This window comes from Cohnella sp. LGH (assembly GCF_017671885.1).
Lineage (GTDB): Bacteria > Bacillota > Bacilli > Paenibacillales > Paenibacillaceae > Cohnella > Cohnella phaseoli.
The window spans coordinates 4,472,251-4,490,275 of record NZ_CP072117.1; the positions used below are offsets into that span (position 1 = coordinate 4,472,251).

18 protein-coding genes, 1 tRNA gene and 1 pseudogene are annotated in these 18,025 nt (G+C 49.5%); 2 read left to right on the top strand and 18 right to left on the bottom strand.

What is annotated here, in order from left to right:
- Nucleotides 1–26: 26 nt before the first annotated feature.
- The 5 genes and pseudogenes from J4772_RS19305 to J4772_RS19325 all read right to left on the bottom strand — a co-directional run bounded on the left by J4772_RS19305 (nucleotide 27) and on the right by J4772_RS19325 (nucleotide 3,919).
- Complete coding sequence (locus tag J4772_RS19305) at nucleotides 27–800, bottom strand: formylglycine-generating enzyme family protein (protein ID WP_209070966.1); 774 nt, start codon at nucleotides 798–800, stop codon at nucleotides 27–29.
- Nucleotides 797–1,885, bottom strand: a complete 1,089-nt coding sequence (locus tag J4772_RS19310) for a polysaccharide deacetylase family protein (RefSeq protein ID WP_209070967.1) — start codon at nucleotides 1,883–1,885, stop codon at nucleotides 797–799. Before J4772_RS19310 ends, J4772_RS19305 begins: the two co-directional genes overlap by 4 nt.
- Before the next feature lie 53 nt (nucleotides 1,886–1,938).
- Nucleotides 1,939–2,886: a DUF3137 domain-containing protein gene (locus J4772_RS19315; protein WP_209070968.1), complete on the bottom strand. Its 948-nt coding sequence runs from the start codon at nucleotides 2,884–2,886 to the stop codon at nucleotides 1,939–1,941.
- A 241-nt stretch (nucleotides 2,887–3,127) separates the two neighbouring features.
- Nucleotides 3,128–3,447, bottom strand: a pseudogene (locus J4772_RS19320) (YdeI/OmpD-associated family protein).
- On the bottom strand, nucleotides 3,437–3,919 hold the full coding sequence (locus J4772_RS19325; RefSeq protein WP_116060364.1) for a VOC family protein: 483 nt from the start codon (nucleotides 3,917–3,919) through the stop codon (nucleotides 3,437–3,439). The pseudogene J4772_RS19320 and the gene J4772_RS19325 overlap by 11 nt, the downstream one beginning before the upstream one ends.
- Before the next feature lie 99 nt (nucleotides 3,920–4,018).
- On the opposite strand from J4772_RS19325, the gene J4772_RS19330 reads away from it, so the two are divergent.
- On the top strand, nucleotides 4,019–4,930 hold the full coding sequence (locus J4772_RS19330; protein WP_209070969.1) for a helix-turn-helix transcriptional regulator: 912 nt from the start codon (nucleotides 4,019–4,021) through the stop codon (nucleotides 4,928–4,930).
- A gap of 19 nt (nucleotides 4,931–4,949) precedes the next feature.
- Here J4772_RS19330 and J4772_RS19335 read toward each other — a convergent pair whose 3' ends face one another.
- From J4772_RS19335 to nrdR, 8 genes are all read right to left on the bottom strand, one after another.
- Nucleotides 4,950–5,426 carry a YbaK/EbsC family protein gene (locus tag J4772_RS19335; protein WP_209070970.1) on the bottom strand — a complete coding sequence of 159 codons (477 nt, stop codon included), beginning with the start codon at nucleotides 5,424–5,426 and terminating at the stop codon, nucleotides 4,950–4,952.
- Between the two features lie 26 nt (nucleotides 5,427–5,452).
- Nucleotides 5,453–6,010 (bottom strand): helix-turn-helix domain-containing protein, encoded by a 558-nt coding sequence (locus J4772_RS19340; RefSeq protein WP_209070971.1) that lies wholly within the window; start codon nucleotides 6,008–6,010, stop codon nucleotides 5,453–5,455.
- 158 nt (nucleotides 6,011–6,168) lie between these two features.
- Entirely contained in the window at nucleotides 6,169–6,885 is a 717-nt protein-coding gene (locus J4772_RS19345) for an MBL fold metallo-hydrolase (RefSeq protein WP_209070972.1), read from the bottom strand.
- Nucleotides 6,886–7,228: 343 nt separating this feature from the next.
- Nucleotides 7,229–8,290, bottom strand: a complete 1,062-nt coding sequence (locus J4772_RS19350; RefSeq protein WP_209070973.1) for an NAD(P)/FAD-dependent oxidoreductase — start codon at nucleotides 8,288–8,290, stop codon at nucleotides 7,229–7,231.
- 62 nt (nucleotides 8,291–8,352) lie between these two features.
- Entirely contained in the window at nucleotides 8,353–10,017 is a 1,665-nt protein-coding gene (locus tag J4772_RS19355) for a helix-turn-helix domain-containing protein (protein ID WP_209070974.1), read from the bottom strand.
- A 55-nt stretch (nucleotides 10,018–10,072) separates the two neighbouring features.
- Entirely contained in the window at nucleotides 10,073–11,035 is a 963-nt protein-coding gene (locus J4772_RS19360) for an ABC transporter substrate-binding protein (protein WP_209070975.1), read from the bottom strand.
- 228 nt (nucleotides 11,036–11,263) lie between these two features.
- A tRNA-Ala gene (locus J4772_RS19365) sits at nucleotides 11,264–11,339 on the bottom strand.
- Between the two features lie 159 nt (nucleotides 11,340–11,498).
- Nucleotides 11,499–11,960: a transcriptional regulator NrdR gene (nrdR, locus tag J4772_RS19370; protein ID WP_116060356.1), complete on the bottom strand. Its 462-nt coding sequence runs from the start codon at nucleotides 11,958–11,960 to the stop codon at nucleotides 11,499–11,501.
- 109 nt (nucleotides 11,961–12,069) lie between these two features.
- Here nrdR and J4772_RS19375 point away from each other — a divergent pair, with 109 nt between their 5' ends.
- Nucleotides 12,070–12,285: an alpha/beta-type small acid-soluble spore protein gene (locus tag J4772_RS19375; protein ID WP_116060355.1), complete on the top strand. Its 216-nt coding sequence runs from the start codon at nucleotides 12,070–12,072 to the stop codon at nucleotides 12,283–12,285.
- A gap of 91 nt (nucleotides 12,286–12,376) precedes the next feature.
- Here the strand turns inward: J4772_RS19375 and J4772_RS19380 are convergent, their stop codons facing one another.
- The 5 genes from J4772_RS19380 to polA all read right to left on the bottom strand — a co-directional run bounded on the left by J4772_RS19380 (nucleotide 12,377) and on the right by polA (nucleotide 17,980).
- Entirely contained in the window at nucleotides 12,377–12,946 is a 570-nt protein-coding gene (locus tag J4772_RS19380) for a lytic transglycosylase domain-containing protein (protein ID WP_116060354.1), read from the bottom strand.
- The gene (gene coaE / locus J4772_RS19385) at nucleotides 12,943–13,539 is read right to left on the bottom strand and encodes a dephospho-CoA kinase (protein ID WP_209070976.1); all 597 of its coding nucleotides are present in this window, start codon (nucleotides 13,537–13,539) and stop codon (nucleotides 12,943–12,945) included. The genes J4772_RS19380 and coaE overlap by 4 nt, the downstream gene beginning before the upstream one ends.
- 39 nt (nucleotides 13,540–13,578) lie before the next feature.
- Nucleotides 13,579–14,265: a sporulation membrane protein YtaF gene (gene ytaF, locus J4772_RS19390; RefSeq protein WP_209070977.1), complete on the bottom strand. Its 687-nt coding sequence runs from the start codon at nucleotides 14,263–14,265 to the stop codon at nucleotides 13,579–13,581.
- Between the two features lie 106 nt (nucleotides 14,266–14,371).
- Nucleotides 14,372–15,292, bottom strand: coding sequence for a DNA-formamidopyrimidine glycosylase (gene mutM / locus J4772_RS19395; protein ID WP_209070979.1), 921 nt, complete (start codon nucleotides 15,290–15,292; stop codon nucleotides 14,372–14,374).
- Between the two features lie 15 nt (nucleotides 15,293–15,307).
- On the bottom strand, nucleotides 15,308–17,980 hold the full coding sequence (polA, locus tag J4772_RS19400; RefSeq protein WP_209070980.1) for a DNA polymerase I: 2,673 nt from the start codon (nucleotides 17,978–17,980) through the stop codon (nucleotides 15,308–15,310).
- Nucleotides 17,981–18,025: the final 45 nt, after the last annotated feature.

Sequence of the window (18,025 nt, forward strand, 5' to 3'; positions counted from 1 at the left end):
CGCCGGTATGCGCGCGAAGGCTGATCTCATCGTTGTGAAAGTGCTATTCTGAACCCGAGATCGTCTATCTTAAAATTAGGCATACTTTTCCTTCGCACCGTAGAGCCACAATTATTTTCAACCTCAGCCCAACTGCCTCCCCGAAAAACTCTATAGTCTCCATATCGTTCAGTATCATACAAGTCCCAGCACCATTCCCACACATTGCCGATCATATCGTAAAGTCCCCATGGATTGGGAAGCAGTTGTCCGACGGGTTGCGCTGAGCCATTGGCGTTTTCTTGATACCATGCAATCTTATCTATTGTTTCATAGCGATACCCCTTCGTTCCCGCTTTGCACGTATACTGCCACTCAGCATCTGACAGTAATCGAAAACCGTTCGCTTCTTTGTTATAGATCGTGTTCTCACTTTCATTGGTGATGATGTAGCATTCCGTTCTGCCCAGCATTCTGGACAAGGCATTACAGAAGGTCAGCGAATCTAGCCACGAAACTTCCGTAATGGGCAACAGGTCGCGCACGCTCGACTCTACTTCTTCTTTCTGCATGACAAAATGGTACAAATGCTCTGTTACCGGATACTTCATTACGTAGAAAGGCTCGATCGTTTCCGTCCAGGTAATCCGCTTTCTATCGCTTCCCCTTCCAGGGTCTGACAACGTGTAATCCGAGCTAATCCATTTAGCATCATTGATATAATCGCGTAATGCAACGGTCCCTCCTTCTATCGGCACCATCAAACTCATTAACTCTTGTAAAAAACGCTCTCTGTCGCCTCCGTATTTTCCGTTTATCATCTTGCCTCCCCGGCAACAATCTCCGCCTGGAAGCCCAACTGTTCGCACAGCTTGTGAATACGGCGCATGTCCTGTGTACCGGTAATCCACTCGCAACCCAAGGTCGCAGCCTCGTTGGCCGCCCATTGCAGCATATATACCATAGCATCCGCATGGGGTTCCTTCGTAGCGAAGTCCTCCAGCACCAGCGTGTCGCCGCGGACCGAAGCGCATACGTAAGCCCAGTGCTGGCCGGCAAAGCTGCGAGCGACCAAGTACGTCCCGCCATCCGACTGGGCTTGCTTGGAGAGCGCTTCTAGCCATTTGCCATAGGCTCCGGCGCCTGTTGGGGTTTTCAGGTTCCCCCATTCCAATGAATCGGCGGCCAGCTTCCGCAATTCCTCTTCCTCAGTTACGCGTTTCCACTCCGCATGATGAACGGAATGCTGGAAAGACGATTTGAAGCGGACTTGCCAGCTACGTTCGCCTGTGGCGATGCCGTTCGCATGAAGCAGCTCGGACACGGTAACGGGGGTAAGACCTTTGTCGTGAACATGGCGCACAAGCCGTTTAACGGCCTGCGGCGTCTCCTTGGCAATTTCATTGGCATGGAACACCAAAATCGCCCCGTTGTCCAGCTTGGGAATTACCCGCTCCACAAGCTGTGCGCTCGGCGGCCCCGACCAGTCGACCGTATCCTCCCCTTCGATGTCCAGATAGTTCCACTCCCGAAGCCATTCCAAATTTTCCTCCCGGTAAGAGGCATACGGAAAACGCATGAACGTCGGAACCGGCCGTCCCGTCGCTTCTTGATAAGCGAGTTCAGCCAGCTTCAACTCTTCGAAAAATACGGCTCGGGTCACATCTGCCATTCTGCGGTGATGGTACGTATGCATTGCAAGCTCGTGGCCTCTGGCTAGAATCTCTCTTGCTTTCCCTGGGCATCGATCAAACCATTCACCCGTTAAAAAAAACGTCCCGCGCGCGCCGCCCTGCTCCAAAGCCTCCAACCATGCGTCAATCGAAATCCGCATAGGACCGTCATCGAACGTAAATGCACAGTGAGCAACCGCTGGATTGCCGCGAGTAATGACCAAACCTGTCATCCTCATTCCCCCTTGTGTGGTATCCTTTCACGACTTATCATCGTCGCAGCGCGTTAACGGTTGCGCGATATTTTACTCTGGCCGACCTGTCCCGAAATCTGTCTATTCAATCCAAGCGTGAACAATAGCTCCATAATCGTCTTCAGTTCTTCATACGTGCGTCGAACGGCTTTCTCCGATATGGGACGAAATCCTTGAATTTCGAACAGATCCATCCTGTGAATCGCGAGAGCGAACAGACCGTCATGCAGACTGATTGCAATTTTCTTCCTCGGAAATATCTTTTTTAACAGAAGAAGCTTCTCCAGCATATTCGCAGGCAGCAAGTACCGAGCCAGCGTTTCATCGTTCGTGCGGACTCTATAAAAACGGTTAAATGCGATGTCGTCGGTACGCATCATCTCCAAACCAGGCAATTTGCGCAATTTCAACTTATAATTGCGGGCGGTTCTTCCGCGGGATTCGATGATCGTCGTGCCTTCGAACGACTTAGGGAAATCGGCAATGAATACGAAGCCTTGAAAGTTAAGCATCGAGCGCTTATTCGCGTATTCGTCATTGGACGTGTACTCCTCATAGGAGGAAATTTCCGAATAATGAAACCTGATCTCCCCTAGTCTCCCGGAGATATGGTCCTCCCCCTCAAGGCCATTGATCTTCAGATGATCGAATAGCTTCGTCCGCTTCAGCAGCCTGTGACCGACGTATTTCTCCATTGCGTAGTCGCACTGGTAATCTTCTCCGCGATCGATTGCATCATTCATTCCTTGCTTCAACTTGTCCAGCAAAATCGGGATAATTCTTTGCTTATATTCCGCGCTGTAATCTTTCCACAGGTTTTTCTTGGCACGATAAAAGACATAACCCGCAGCGATGGAGGCGGTCAAGCCAAACAACATCACTTCAAAAAAAGATTCTTCGTCTACTGCAAAATCTACAATGTACAGCAGGAAAGCTACAGTCGCCAACAAACAACCGGCATAGATTACGTATTTTCTCAAATGCCGATTTCTCATCCGCTCATACTCGGGATTAGTAGAAAAACTTGATATTTCGCCGGCAATCTCGCTTGCGAACTCCTCATAGGGGGGAATCACGACCGCATCCGTCTCCATTCAAGCTGCATATTTTCCTTTATCATAGGAGATACGTCGATAATTGTCGAGAATTTTTGCCGCTGATCGAGAAGAAGATCCCCGGGGCCTTTGTCGGCCCGCTGGGGATCTTCTTGTGTACCGGCTCTTAATCATCCAATAAACGTCCATTATCGTGCCATTGACCGTACATTTTGTTTTCTCTGGTATTGGCAATGAATTTGTCTAAACGGCTTCGAAACAATTCCGGCTGGCTCTTAACGCTTTGTATCGTATCGATTCTTATTCTTTTATAAAGATCGGGGAAAGCCACGAAATTATCGTATACTTGCTTATCCTCTTTGAGCCTTTGCTCTTAGGCGTCATACTGACCAATATCCAGCAGCACTTTTCCGCCTTACCGTTGTTCAGCAGCCAATCCCTTAACTCCTCCCTCGATGTTGCCGGGACCAGATTTTCAATCTCCATAGTCGGATTTCATTTTATCGGCAATTATTTTGTCGAGAAATAGATCTGCGTCGCTATTGAATTTCCAAACGATCCCGAATTTATCAACCAGCATTCCAAAACACGACGACCAAGGCATACTGGATAAAGGCATCGTAACATATCCGCCAACGGACAAATTATTAAAGTATTCCTCCAGCTTTTGTTTATCCTCTATGACTAGACTTATCAGTACGTTATTTCCTTTCACCACTTCGCCTGTTACCCTCTTCATCGAAGGCAGAATATCCGACAGCATGATTTTCCCGCCTGCGAATTCGATTGAAGACTCCATGATCATATTTAACTCATCTTCCGGCAAGGGATAGTTCGGATCTTGAGGAAAATCCTTAAACTTCACTTTCTTCACTTCATTCGCGATTAAAGCCTCCGCATAAAATTCAATCGCTTGTTCCGCAACTCCATCTAGATTTAAGTAAGCAATAGCCGACATAAACAAAACCTCCTCTTGTGATACCTGTAGTATAATAGATCAAAGGTGACAGCTGTATGTCGCCATTCAAGATGAGATAGGGGAAACGAGGGGGAAAATATGGACAAGGTCGAGAGACTCATTTCAATCATCATGATATTGCTGAAAAAGGAGATCGTCTCTGCGACACAATTCGCGCAATTATTTCAAGTGTCCAAAAGAACGATTCTTCGCGATATGGAAACGCTGAGTTTAGCCAACATCCCGATTTATTCGATCAACGGAGTTCATGGCGGCTACGGGATTTTGGAGGAATACAAGGTGGATAAACGTCTTTTAAGCAGCTCCGACCTTGAGAATATATTGACTGCATTAAGCGGTTTTGAAAAGATTCTAATTAGCGAAGAAGTTGAAACGACGATAAAAAAAATAGAGGCGATGGTTAGCCCATTGTCTCTGAAAAATTCAATACAGTTGTCCTTCTATGATTGGGAGGGACGTTCCGAGATCCTTCAAACCTTGAAACTCTGTCAACAAGCCATCTTAATGAGAAGGCTGGTTTCATTTGATTATATCGATAAAAATGGCGCCACAACGAATAGAACGGTCGAGCCGTATCAGCTTCATTTTAGCGAAACGAGTTGGTATTTGAAAGGCTTCTGTTTACAGCGTATGGGATATCGAACGTTTAAATTGTCTCGGATCGATCGCCTTAATAGGGATGAGACAACGTTTAAGCCCCGAGAATACTTATTAGAACAAGAACTCGATACCGCTTATCAACCGCAACTTGTCGCGATTAAAGCCTTGATTTCGCCAGCCGTCAAAGATCAATTCATTGAGCGGTACGGTCGGAAGAGTATTGAAAATTATAATTCCGAATATTTATTGGCAACCATCGATATCCCTCATAACAGTACGGGTTTTCAGTTTTTAGCAAGTTTCGGCACTAATCTAGAAGTCGTTGAACCGAAAAGCTATGTCGATGACTTTCGAAATTATTTAAACAAAATGATAGAGAAATATTTATGAAAAGGTTGCTGGAGGGAGCCTATTTTACACAAATGACTTTGCCATTCGTCATATTGATCAATTGCTCGGGCGTTAATTGAAACACTGCTCTTGGATGTCCGGCCGCAGCCCATATCTCGTCATACTGAAGCAAATCTTCGTCAATCAGTGTGAGGAGCGATTTTACATGCCCCAGCGGCGGTACCCCGCCAATCACAAATCCCGTTTGTTCACGGACATAATCGGCGTCGGCTTTACCTAATTTCTCGCCAATCAGATGGCCGATCCGTTTCTCATGAATTCGATTTACTCCGCTCGCTACAACCAATAGCGGTTTATCGGAATGTTGAAGACGAAAAATAATGGACTTCGCAATATGCGCAACCTCGCAGCCTATGGCGTCGGCGGCTTCCTGAGCGGTTCTTGTGCTATCCGGCAATTCAATTACTTTATTGGGATAACCCAATTCTATTAGCTTGTTTTGAACCTGCTGTGCGCTCTCTTTAAGCTGACTCATCGATCTTTACCTCCAATATTTCGATTTTACGATGCTGAATAATGCATGACGACTTGGATGACCGCATCCTCATTCGCATTATTCCTATACTGATGGATAACATTTCCTGAGAACCGTATCGCGTCTCCTGCAAATAAAGTATGGACCTCATCCTTAACCCTGATCGTAAACTTCCCGGAAACAACGGTAATGTACTCTACAACCCCCTCGTTGTGCGGAGTCGAAACATAGCTTGCTTTAGGCTTTAATACAAGCGTGAACATTTCAATTTGCGTTTGCGGATTAAACGGAAACATTACGTAAACGAGACAATTGCCATTATCCTCCGTTAGATCCGGTTCTGTCTTTCGATTAACAATAGCTATTGTAGGCTCGTCGTCTTTAATTAACGATGAGAAAGAGACTTGAAGTCCCGTAGCAATTTTCCACACGGTAGTGACTGTCGGCTGGGTGTCCCCTCGCTCAATTTGATGCAGCATTCCCTTGCTAACCCCGGTTAGATCGGCCAATTTATCTAAGCTGAGCTGCCTTTGCTTTCTCAGACGCTGTAGGTTCTGTCCTATTCGAATATGAATGGCATCCAATCTCCCCCACTCCTCTCGTATAATATATTATACACTTATAACAATATAAAATACAAAAAAAGAAGCGGGAGTTACCCGCTTCCGTTACTTTATCCGTCAATCCCACAAGCCCTCAAGTCTGCTAGCACTCCACACGCCTCAACTTCGTTTAAGCCGGGTCAGCGTTCCAGAAGAGAATGCATAACCTCAACGATTTTTTGTTTACTTACCGGTTCGGCATGCCCGACTACGCAAGTATCGAAATCGAATCCTTCAATCGCTGTAAGTAAAGAACGCAACTTGTCTTTATCCAAGTAGCAATTATTATAATAGTCCAAACCGACAGCATCGCCAATAAATAATACTCTCTCTTGAGGTACGAGTACACAAACGGAATCTTCGCTGTGCGGAGAGGCGACATGATGCAATTGCGCAGTAATGCCTCCTAAATCGATTTCCATAAATCCGCTGAAGGAGAGATCGGAAGTCACAACCCGGATTTCCGATAGCAATGGATACTCATTACGAATACAAGTATCCGCAAATTCAATCTCAACCTTTTCCGCCAATCTCTCCTTCATTTCGGAATCCGTCCATTCCCACATCGCCATCTCCGCTAATTTAGCGTTCGTTTTTTGATGGGCGATGGTAACCCCGTCCGCTGCATGCATTCCAAAAGTATGATCCCAGTGCCAATGCGTAATCGCAATAATTCCCGGTTTTCGGAAACCTTCGTTATTTACAGCATCGTTAAACGATTCAAGATGGTTTTTGGAATTGCCTGCGTCAACCATTAAAGAACGCTTTTCCCCATTAATATATCCAAGGGTCGGCCGATCGGACTCTTTGCTGAACATCGTATAAAAAACGCGATCCGTTATCCGTCTTAGTTCCATAAAATAACCCCTCCTGTCGGATGAACATTTTCAATGAAAGTAATCTTGTAAGAATTTTACTAGGGCGTGTCTGAATACCCCGAGGGCAGCAAATTTTGCCGAATTTTCGTTCCATGCAAGGAACTTTTGTGAAGGCGTACCGGAGGTACGTCAAGCAAAAGTGACGCAGCAGGGGAGGTGAAAGGTGTCCCTGAGCGGGTTTTCAGACACGCCCTAAGCATTTGTTCATCATTCTATTTGTTTTTTGCCCAAAAAACAACCCGCTCAAGCTTAGTCCGCCATACCAAAAACACGCCTCATCGGCGTGTCGGGGATTTGGTTCGGCTGGAAGATCAGGATTATTCTACGCATCCTCCTCCGCTACACCAAGCGCTTTATTCCTTTCCTTGAACTTGGTATTATGCGAAGAAACATAGGCCATTTTCGCTGCGGCTGGTTCGATGTGGAGCTTGGCGCTATTGACGGCCAACACTGCATCCGTAAATGCTCCGGCAATCAGCTTTACTTTAGATAAATAGTTCGCCGTATCTCCGGCTGCAAAAATACCGGGCAAATTGGTTGCGAGTTTCTCGTTCACATTAATATTCCATTGCCCCATATCCATGCCCCAATCGACTATCGAACCGAAGTCCCCGCGCAGTCCATGATTGACGATCACGTCATCTATCCCAAGTCGTTCCGTTTCTTCCATTAGAGCGCCATCTGCATTTATCTGAGCAATCGATACCGACTCAATGGCGTCGCCGCTAACATTGCCATGAAGCCGGGCCACCGCATACGGCGTACGAACATCAACGGATGATTCCTTCATCCGCTTCACATTCTTCTCATGTCCGCCAAAGTGTTCACGGCGGTGTACGACAGTGATACTTTCGGCAATCGGCTCCAATTCGTTGGCCCAGTCGACAGCGGAATCGCCGCCGCCGGAGATAAGCACCCGCTTGTTTCGGAAGCTTTCTAGTTGTTGTACGGTATAGTGCAAATTCGTTAATTCATAACGTTCCGCCCCTTCGATGTCTAGCTTCGCCATCTTCATAACACCGTATCCCAGTGCCAAAACAAGCGAACGTGTATGGTGCTGCTCCCCCGTAACGGCAGTTAGAAGCATTGCCCCATCCTGGAGTCGCTCCAGTCCGCTAATCTGCTGCCCCAATACGATAGTCGGATCAAACGTATGAGCCTGCTGAATCAGTTGCTTGATGAGCTGCTCGCAACGGATTGGCGTAATCCCGCCGACATCCCAGATCATTTTCTCCGGATAAATCAGCAGCCGCCCACCCAGTTCTTCCTTTGCTTCGATCAGCTTGGTTTTCATATCGCGCATGCCGCTGTAAAAAGCCGCGTACAGCCCTGCTGGTCCTCCTCCAATAATCGTAATATCATACAGCTCCAACGCTTGTGTCATGCCGCTGCCTCCTGATAAGGATCTTTCATCCTTCCAAAATCCCTTAATTTCCGATCATACTATTACATCGTTTGCTTCTTAAAAATAGAGGGCAATACTCCCAACAACCGTTCACGCGTGATCGGATCGCTATGATTCCATGTAGAATCTACATAATGAGTCTTACCGGGAGCCAGCGCGGCTAAAACGGAGATCTGCGGACAGTGAGCAACAGTTTGCAGTTCTTGGGAGGAAGCCACGATAAAATTACGCTCTCCAGCATAGTGATTTATTTGGTCCGGCTGAATTTCTATCCATGCTTGCCCCTTCTCGATTAGATGCATCACTTCGGCAGAGGAACGAAAGCCAAGCGATTCATACAAGCTTGCAGCCAATCCGTTCTGGCCCATAACATAAAATTTTGCGCCTTGCTTGAGATAAACAGTAGCTGTCTCTCCGGCAGCATAAGCATCGGCTAATTGCCTGCGTACCAGTCTTACCTTGCCCTCGTATGCAGTAATCCACCTCTCCGCCGCTTTACTGCGTTCAAATAGTTTAGCGATATACCTTAATCTCTCAAACAGGCTCAATTTCTTGTCCAGTACAACAGTTGGAGCAAGCGCATCTAGTTCCTTCAAAGCCTGCGGGTAATAGCTAAGCAATATGAATTCTGGCTGCAGCTGCGCGATTTTATCCGGATCTGCCCAATACCCGATACTATGAATATTTCTCAGCTTATTGTGATAAATCACGTTATCTTTCATGATAGAGATGGCTGCACCTATAGGAGATATGCCTAAAACGAGTAATTCTCCAAGCGTGAATTTACCATCGGTCACAATACGTGTGGCATCTTTAGGAACATGAACTTTTCTGCCAAGCGAATCGATAACTGTTTTTTGCAGCTTGTGAAGATGGAGATTCGTATATTCACGCGGAGTGTTTCCGGTTAATTTATGAAAGCACCGGCTGAAATAATATTCATCCTTAAACCCGACTTGTCGAGCTATTTTGCTCAATGGCTCGGTAGAATTACGGAGAAGCTCTTTTGCCTCGTTTATTCGTATATGGGCTAAGTAATCAGTCGGCTTTTGGCCGGTCAATGTTTTAAACTGTTGACTATATTGCCATCTGACCATTCCGGCCATGTTGGCTAGTTGTTCCACTGTCAAATCCTCATCATAATGCTGTTCCATATACTGTAGAGTATGTTGAACCAATTTTGTCTTTTCTTCGTTCTGCAACTGGGCAACTTGCTGATCCGACTCGGCCATCAACCCTAGAATAAGCTGAAGTCTACCTTGCATCATCACTATTTCCGCCGGGGTTGGAGACGAGCAAAATCGATTCCTCATCGATGCTTCATTCCCTAATACTCGCTTGACTTGAGAAAATAACAGATGATAGGGATAACTGCAAAGTAAAGGGGGCTGAGCAATTGGATTCAACATCATTCCTTTTACTTCAAAGGTTGCAAAGGTAAAACGCGCAAGGTGTGCCTCTTCATTACTTGATTCAACCGCGCAGCTTTGTGAGGGTAAAACCAGAATGCTGCTCCCTTGTCGCAGATCGATTGCAATTTTATCTACGTACATCCTTATATCATGACTAAACGCTATCCATAATGTGCATAAATTCGGTTCATTGTAAGATATCTCTTCATTATGGCTACTACTCGCTGGGATCGTCCGGTCAACTTGAAGCCTATCATAGTTTAGTAGTCTAAAATACAGGGATGCTAGATTCATAAGCAACCTTCCACAGTTGATTTCGGTTTAAAGAATGGAATGGACAGATACAGTTTTACTGTTTGTGCATCCATTCCGGCAGCTTTTTATACAACTGCTCCAAAGCTAACAAATTATCCGTATTCCACTCATTAGAAACAACGTAAACTTTCCCCTTTTGGACCGCAGGCAATGTTCCCCATAACGGGCTTTGCAGCAGTCGGTCAGCTTCCGTTCTACTTTCATCATTATCTTGTACAAGTACAAATATATTTTCACTAGCATACTCCGGGATTAGCTCTTCTGATATATCAAGGAAAGATATCCCTTGTTGATCAAGAATATTCTTCTGTATAGCCGGTGGCACGGCATAGCCATTCCCTCCATAAATAATGGCGCCAAAGTTGCGATCGCCCATTGCATAAAGGGATTTACCTAGCTGATAGAAAACTGTTGCCGTCTCCCCTTCAGCTAATTGAAACTTATCGAACATCTCTTTCGACTGCGTCTCAAACTTAGTAATCAATTGAGCCGCCTCCTCCTGTTTGCCAAAGATCCTTCCTATCTCCTTTACGCGTTCTGTATAAGGAAGAGCTGGGTTGAAGGGAATAGTCGTAGCAATTTTTGATAATGCCACATGATGGTCTGCTTCTGCCTTATAATAACCATTAATAATCAGATCGGGCTTCAAAGTCAGAATCACCTCTAAGTCACCGGGATTTCCAACATTAACGATTCCATCTAATTTCCCCTCATAGTAACTAGGAACATCCTGAGTAAGGTTATTGCCAACAACTGACAGGTTCATTGCCAAGAAATCGCCGATCGTCTGACCAATATAGACAACTCTTTTTGGATCCGAAGGTATTTCTACCTGTTCGCCCGTAATCGTTGTATATTGAACTGTTTTCCCGCCGCTTTCCTCTGCCTGCGACTCGGATACGGTGTCATTAGAATTATTGCAGGCCGATAATATCAACAATAACAGGAGGAAACTCCCTCCCCAAAGTATATTTCGCTTTCCATGTTGCCTCTTCATATTTTAGTGCCCCTTTCCTTCTTTCTATTAATTGAAAATGATTATCATTACCATAGTTTATTGTAGCTTGTACAAAAAGGGGAAACAATGAAAAAAACGCAATGATTCGTTTGGATAAATGTCAATGGACAATCACCAAGCTGTCTCCGCCACGGGCTCCACGCTAAGCTTGTTACGTCCAGCCAAAATAAAAACGCAACCTTCGCAGGTTGCGTGAATTTACATTTTTGGTGGACCTTAGCGGGATCGAACCGCTGACCTCTTCGCTGCCAGCGAAGCGCTCTCCCAGCTGAGCTAAAGGCCCGGGATAAATACTTGATATCGTCGGTCGCGCGATGGTATTTCATTGGCGACAAAAATGAGTTTATCACAGAGCCAGCAGGCTTGTCAACGCTTTTATCGCATAAAAAAATAAAGAGCCCGGTTCCTGCATGGAACGCGGGCCTGAGATCTCGTTGGCTTCTTATATACCGTGTTTGTTCATCAGCGTGTTCAGCTCTTTAAGGAACATATTGATGTCCTTGAACTGGCGATACACCGACGCGAAACGCACGTAGGCGACTTCATCGACGGGATAAATATGCTCCATCAGCAGCTCGCCGATAATCCGGCTCTCGACCTCGGCCGAGGCCGTATTGCGGATTTCCCGCTCTACCTCGGAGACGATGACTTCAAGCTGGCCAACGGATACCGGACGCTTCTCGCAAGCGCGCAACAAGCCCCTGAGCACTTTGTCCCGGCTGAACTCCTCGCGGCTGCCGTCCTTCTTGATGACCATCAGCGGCGTTTCCTCAACCGTCTCGAAAGTCGTGAACCGACGGCCGCACTTTTCGCACTCCCTACGGCGGCGAATCGACTTGTTGTCGTTGGCCGGACGGGAGTCCAGCACCTTCGTTCCGTTGTAATCGCAATAAGGGCATTTCATGTCGTCGACTCATCTCCTTCGATTTTGAATGATTTTCCAAGGCTTCCCTTACATGAACATCAGAATAAAGCACATAATACAGTTACCAACCGCAAGGAGGTGAACACACATGGCCGGACAAAACAACAACAGCAACCAATTGGTTGTTCCACAAGCGACTGCAGGCCTGAACCAACTGAAATACGAAGCGGCTCAAGAGCTGGGCATCGCTATCCCGCAAGACGGTTACCAAGGGAACATGACTACGAAGGACAACGGTTCCATCGGGGGTCACATTACCCGCCGTTTGGTACAAATCGCTGAGCAACAGCTGGCAGGTCGTTAATGCTAACGATCATCGACAGCCGAAGCACTTAATACCGGGAAGCTTCGAAGCAAACGCTTCGAGGCTTCCTCTTACCTATTTGGAAAAAAAATTATAACGTTACGTAAATATCCTGATACTTCTTATAATAATACAACACACGTTGCACGTAATGTCTAGTCTCCCCGTACGGAATGTCGCTGATTGTCTGCTCTTTTCCATCCCACACTCTGTTTTCCAGCCACGATTTGACCTTCCCGGGACCGGCGTTATAGGCGGCCAGCGACTTGACCAGATCGCCGTCGAACTGTCGATGCAGCTCCTTCACGTACCAAGAACCGAGTGAAATTCCCGCATGCGCCTGACTTCCGACATCCTCTACCGTAATTTCTCCGAAATCGCCTTTCTTTAAAATCCACGCGGCCGTATCCGGCATAATTTGCATAATTCCGACCGCTCCCTTTCGGGAAACGGCTGTTAGCTTATAGTTCGATTCGACGCGGATAATCGCTGCGATCAGAAGCGGATCGAGCTCGTACTGCTGGGCGTTCCGCTTAATCTCATCCTGAAATGAAATCGGATAAATTCTTTTCCCTAGCCAATCCGACCGGATGAACAAAACGCCGAGCAGAATCAGGACTAACAGAAGGATGAAGCGCTTGCGTCTAACTCTCTTCTTCATCCTAGCCCCTTTTCCCGCCAGAAGCGATCAATCTGCCGATCCGTATCCTCCGGCGTTCCTGTATTGTGAATGAGTATGTCCGCTCGCCTTTTTTTCTCCTCGATATCCATCTGGGCCGCAAGCCTCTTCTCGGCCTCCTCCGGCGTCAGAGCGTCGCGCACGATCAATCGCCGCAGCTGGGTCTCCCGTGGAACGTAGACGACCATCACCTGCTCAAAGTGACTTTCCAGCTTCGACTCGAACAGCAGCGGAACGTCGACGACAACCAGTCGGTCCGGTTCCTCCGCTTCGTAGCGCGTCATTCGTTCCTTCATGACGGCTCGAATGGCCGGATGCGTAATCGCTTCAAGCGCTTTGCGCTCCTCCAGATCGGAGAAAACGACTGCGCCAAGCTTCTTGCGGTCCAATGAACCGTCCGGCTGCAGCACAGCTTGTCCGAATCGTTCGGCGATCGCATGCAAAGCCGGTTGCCCGGGCTCAACGACCTCCCGGGCGATTTTATCCAGATCGATCAGCTTCGCCCCGCGCTCCGTGAGCAGCTTGGCGACCGTGCTTTTACCGGTGGCGATGCCTCCCGTTAAACCTATGTTCATACGATCTCTTCCTTACTTCCGATTTCATGAAAACGTCGACTAGACAAACAGTTTGAAAACACCCATCAAGATCAAAATGATGCCGGGCAGCATGGATAGCTGCTTTACCCAGCGCCAGCGAGAAGCCCACATACCGAACTTCGTGCCGGACCAGAGAAACAATCCGCTCGATGCGGCGATCACCACCGCCGTAAGCAGTGGCGGAAAGCCGACCAGAGCCGCGCCGATGCCGGCTCCGAAAGCGTCTAGAGACAACGCTGTTCCGAGCAGAAAAGCTTCGCCTGCGCTAATCGTGCCTGATCGGTCCATATCGGCCGCCGAAGGCGTACGCAGAATTTGAATAATGAATCCGAATATTTTAAGCTCCATCTTAAGCACAGGAGCATTGCCGATCGTATCCGCCGACCCCGTTCCCGCGCTGCCGTGTTTGCCCCGGTCTCGCTCGTCGCGTTCTCCGCTGCGAATAAACTGCAGCAGAGCCCACATGCCGATGCCGATCAGGATGACCGCTCCCACAGCCGAAGCTCCCTGGGGCGGTATCCAACGCGTCATCGCGACACCGACCATCATCGAGAGCAAAATGATCAAACCGGAACAAGCCGAAATAATTGCGACGGAAGATACGGGAATTTTGATTTTCCTGACGCCGTAAGTCATTCCAACGCCGAAGCCGTCCAGACTTACCGCAAATGATAATAACAGAAGCGATGCGACAGATGCCGTCATAATGCATATCCCCCTGCATGGATGCGATCCCTCGCTTCCTATTTCGGAAGCCGGGTACTTTCCATCCTATGCAGGCGGCGCCGACAATGCCCCGCTTAATGCGCTTCTATTGCTCCACTCCGTCCAAACGCCGCTTCACGGCGTTGGACCGACGCTTCTTCGCAGCGCCGACCGACACTGCGGTTAAGGCCCCGCCGCGCGGAGGCTTCTGGCAGCTCGGACATACGTGCGTCCCTCGACCGCCAACGACCGATTTCTCAATTGGCGTGCCGCATTCGGAGCAAGGCTCGCCCGTTCTGCCGTAAGCCCTCAAACTATGCTGGAACAGCCCCATCTCGCCTTGGCCGTTCACATACGACTTAATCGAAGAGCCTCCCGCTTCCACCGCGGCCGCCAACGTAGCGACAATCGCGTCATGAAGCTTCTGGTGCTCCTTCCGCTTCAGCTCGCTGGCGGGCGTCTCGGGATGGATGCCTGCCGCATGCAGCGCTTCATCCACATAAATGTTGCCTAGACCGACGACAACCTCCTGGTTGAGCAGCAGCGGCTTGATCTTCGTCGTCCTTCTAGCCAGCACGCGCGTGAATTCGTCCAACGTGAAGCTCTCGTCAAGCGGCTCCAATCCCAGTTTATTCAGAGGAGCGGCAATCCATTCGTCTCCCGGCGCGAACAGATGCATCGTGCCGAATTGGCGTACGTCCTTATAACGCAGCTCCGTACCATCCGTAAAAGAAAATCTAACGTGAGTGTGGAGCTCGACAGGTTCGTCTTTGCCGTACAAGCCGTAGCGGCCTTCCATCCTTAGATGGGAAATCAGCACCACTCCGTCCAGAACGAGCCGGAGAAATTTCCCCCGGCGTTCCACCGACTGGAACGTTCTTCCCTCCAGCATGGCGGCGAACGCCTGCGGATCGTCCGGCTTCTGAAGAATGCGCGGGAGGGTCACTGTCACGCATTCGATCGTTTTGCCGGCGATTAATTGATTCAAGGTGCGACGCACCGTTTCTACTTCTGGCAATTCGGGCATTCTCTTCACTTCCTTTTACTTCGCTTCGTACCAGTTCGAGCCTACGCTGACTTCCGCCAGCAGCGGCACGTCGAGCTTCAGCGCGTTTTTCATCGTTTCCGGCACAAGGGCTTTCATCGTCTCCAATTCGTCCTCCGGAACCTCGAACACCAATTCGTCATGAACCTGCAGCAGCATCCGGCTGCGCAGACAGCGAGAGGACAGCTCTTCGCTCATCCGCATCATCGCCAGCTTGATGATGTCCGCTGCGGTTCCTTGGATTGGCGTGTTCATCGCCGTGCGCTCCGCGAATGAACGCAGATTGAAGTTCGAATGGCGAATCTCCGGCAAGTAGCGGCGGCGCTCAAGCAGCGTCGTAACATAGCCGTCCTTCCTTGCCTGCTCTACAATGTCGGTCATATAACGGCGCACTCCGGGGAACGCCACGAAATACTGCTCAATGAAATCCGCAGCCTCGCCCCGCGTGATGTTCAAGTTTTGCGATAGACCCCAATCGCTGATGCCGTATACGATGCCGAAATTGACGGCCTTGGCCTGGCGCCTCATGTTGGCGTCCACCCGATCCGCCGAAACTCCGAACACGTCCATCGCCGTCTTCGTATGGATGTCCATTTCCTTAAGAAACGCTTCTTTTAATCCGTCGTCCCCGGAAATATGCGCCAGCACCCGCAGTTCGATCTGCGAGTAGTCGGCAGCGACAATCGTCCATCCCGGCTCCGACGGCACGAACGCTTTGCGGATTTGCCGGCCTTCCTCCAGACGAATCGGAATATTTTGCAGGTTCGGGTATTGGCTCGACAGCCTTCCGGTCGCTGCGATCGTTTGCCGATAAAACGTATGGATTTTGCCCGTCTCCGGCCGTATTTCCTTCAGCAAACCTTCGATATAGGTCGATTGGAGCTTGGACAGCTGACGATAATGGAGGATCAGCTTAACGATATCGTGATGGGATTCCAGCTTCTCCAACACTTCCGCATCGGTCGAATAACCCGTCTTCGTCTTCTTTACGACCGGCAAGCGAAGCCGCTCGAACAACACCTCGCCAAGCTGACGGGTCGAACCGATATTGAACTCGAAGCCCGCCAGCGCATAGATCGCATCGGTCGTCTCCTCGAGCCGGCGCTGAAACTCCGCGCCCAGGTCCTGCAGCGTCTCCGGCCGCACTTCAATGCCCTGCTTCTCCATGCCTGCCAGCACGACGGACAAAGGCTGCTCCAGCTCGTAATAAAGCTTGTGCATGCCGAGCTTCTCAAGCTGCTCCGCAAGCGGCTCGCGCAGACGGCGCACCGCGTCGGCTTTAGCCGCCAAATGCTTGGCCAACTCGTCCGCCGCCGGAACGCGGAACTTGGCACCCTTGCCGTACGCCGCTTCGTCGGATGGAATCGGATCCAGCTTATACCGCTGCAGCAGACCGTGCAGCGACGGATCGGGTTCCGTCGGATCGAGCAAATATCCGGCCAACTGCACGTCGAAAGAATGCCCCCGCAGCTGGATGCCGGAGCGAGCCAGCACGAGATCGACGCGATGCAGATCGTAGCTGATCTTCGGAGCATCGCCGCTCTCCATCCAGTCTCTTAGCTGGGTCGCCTCTGGGCCGAGCAACGAAGCATACGAAACGACATAACAAGTCGATCCGGCCGCAATCGCCACTCCGAAGCCTTCGCTCTGATGCGGATTGTCTCCCGCCGCGTCCACCAGCAAGGCTTCCGCGCCGTCCAAAGCGCCGTAAAGCCCGTCCCAGCCTTCCTTGTCGACCTGGACGACTTCGTAGCGAGATGCCGTCTCCGCCGTCTGCTGCTCCAACGCCTCGTCCGCCGTTCCCAGATTCAGTCGTTCGCTTAGCGCCTTAAATTCCAGCTTGCGGAACGCCCCCGCCAAAACCGCCGGATCATAGCCCTTCCACGAGACGTCCTCGACCGTATAGTCGAGCGGAACCTCGCGATAGATCGTCGCCAGCTCTTTGCTCATTTTGGCGCTTTCCTTATTGGCTTCGATATTTTCGCGGAGTTTGCCTTTGATTTCCTCAACGTGCTCCAACACGCCTTCGACCGTGCCGAATTCATGCAGCAGCTTCAGCGCCGTCTTCTCGCCGACTCCGGGAACACCCGGAATGTTGTCGCTGGCGTCGCCCATCAACCCTTTCAGGTCGATGATCTGATCGGGCGTCAGCCCGTACTTCTCCCGGATCCCTTCCGGCGTAAACCTTTCGACCTCGCTGACGCCCTTGCGCGTAATCCAGACGCTGACCTGTTCGGTGGTAAGCTGCAGCATGTCCTTATCCCCGGATACGATGATCGCGGATTTGCCCTGCTCCTCCGCCTGCTTCGCCATCGTCCCGATAATATCGTCCGCCTCATACCCGCCCAGTTCAAACTGGGAGATGGAGAACGCCTGCAGCAGGTCCTTCAGCAGCGGAAATTGCTCCGACAGCTCCGGAGGCGTCTTCTGTCTGCCGCCTTTATATTCCGAATAACCTTCGTGACGGAAAGTCACTTTACCGGCATCGAAGGCAACGAGCACATGGCTCGGCTTCTCCTCCTCCAGCACCTTCAGAAGCATCGTCGTAAAACCGAGCACGGCGTTCGTATGCAGCCCGTTGCTGCTCGTAAGCGGAGGCAGCGCATAAAAAGCTCGATTGATAATGCTGTTTCCATCGATCAGAACCAGCTTGTCCTTTACATTAGCCATGGCCGTTCGTCCACCTCGCCGACATTGGGTTAATTGCTAGTTCAA

Excerpts from the sequence above, each read along its gene's own strand:
- J4772_RS19310 (WP_209070967.1), bottom strand. The coding sequence starts at position 1,885 with ATGACAGGTTTGGTCATTACTCGCGGCAATCCAGCGGTTGCTCACTGT.
- J4772_RS19335 (WP_209070970.1), bottom strand. The coding sequence starts at position 5,426 with ATGAGTCAGCTTAAAGAGAGCGCACAGCAGGTTCAAAACAAGCTAATA.
- J4772_RS19375 (WP_116060355.1), top strand. The coding sequence starts at position 12,070 with ATGGCCGGACAAAACAACAACAGCAACCAATTGGTTGTTCCACAAGCG.
- coaE (WP_209070976.1), bottom strand. The coding sequence starts at position 13,539 with ATGAACATAGGTTTAACGGGAGGCATCGCCACCGGTAAAAGCACGGTC.
- polA (WP_209070980.1), bottom strand. The coding sequence starts at position 17,980 with ATGGCTAATGTAAAGGACAAGCTGGTTCTGATCGATGGAAACAGCATT.
- J4772_RS19305 (WP_209070966.1), bottom strand. The coding sequence starts at position 800 with ATGATAAACGGAAAATACGGAGGCGACAGAGAGCGTTTTTTACAAGAG.
- J4772_RS19345 (WP_209070972.1), bottom strand. The coding sequence starts at position 6,885 with ATGGAACTAAGACGGATAACGGATCGCGTTTTTTATACGATGTTCAGC.
- mutM (WP_209070979.1), bottom strand. The coding sequence starts at position 15,292 with ATGCCCGAATTGCCAGAAGTAGAAACGGTGCGTCGCACCTTGAATCAA.
- nrdR (WP_116060356.1), bottom strand. The coding sequence starts at position 11,960 with ATGAAATGCCCTTATTGCGATTACAACGGAACGAAGGTGCTGGACTCC.
- J4772_RS19325 (WP_116060364.1), bottom strand. The coding sequence starts at position 3,919 with ATGTCGGCTATTGCTTACTTAAATCTAGATGGAGTTGCGGAACAAGCG.
- J4772_RS19380 (WP_116060354.1), bottom strand. The coding sequence starts at position 12,946 with ATGAAGAAGAGAGTTAGACGCAAGCGCTTCATCCTTCTGTTAGTCCTG.
- ytaF (WP_209070977.1), bottom strand. The coding sequence starts at position 14,265 with ATGACGGCATCTGTCGCATCGCTTCTGTTATTATCATTTGCGGTAAGT.
- J4772_RS19360 (WP_209070975.1), bottom strand. The coding sequence starts at position 11,035 with ATGAAGAGGCAACATGGAAAGCGAAATATACTTTGGGGAGGGAGTTTC.
- J4772_RS19350 (WP_209070973.1), bottom strand. The coding sequence starts at position 8,290 with ATGACACAAGCGTTGGAGCTGTATGATATTACGATTATTGGAGGAGGA.
- J4772_RS19330 (WP_209070969.1), top strand. The coding sequence starts at position 4,019 with ATGGACAAGGTCGAGAGACTCATTTCAATCATCATGATATTGCTGAAA.
- J4772_RS19355 (WP_209070974.1), bottom strand. The coding sequence starts at position 10,017 with ATGAATCTAGCATCCCTGTATTTTAGACTACTAAACTATGATAGGCTT.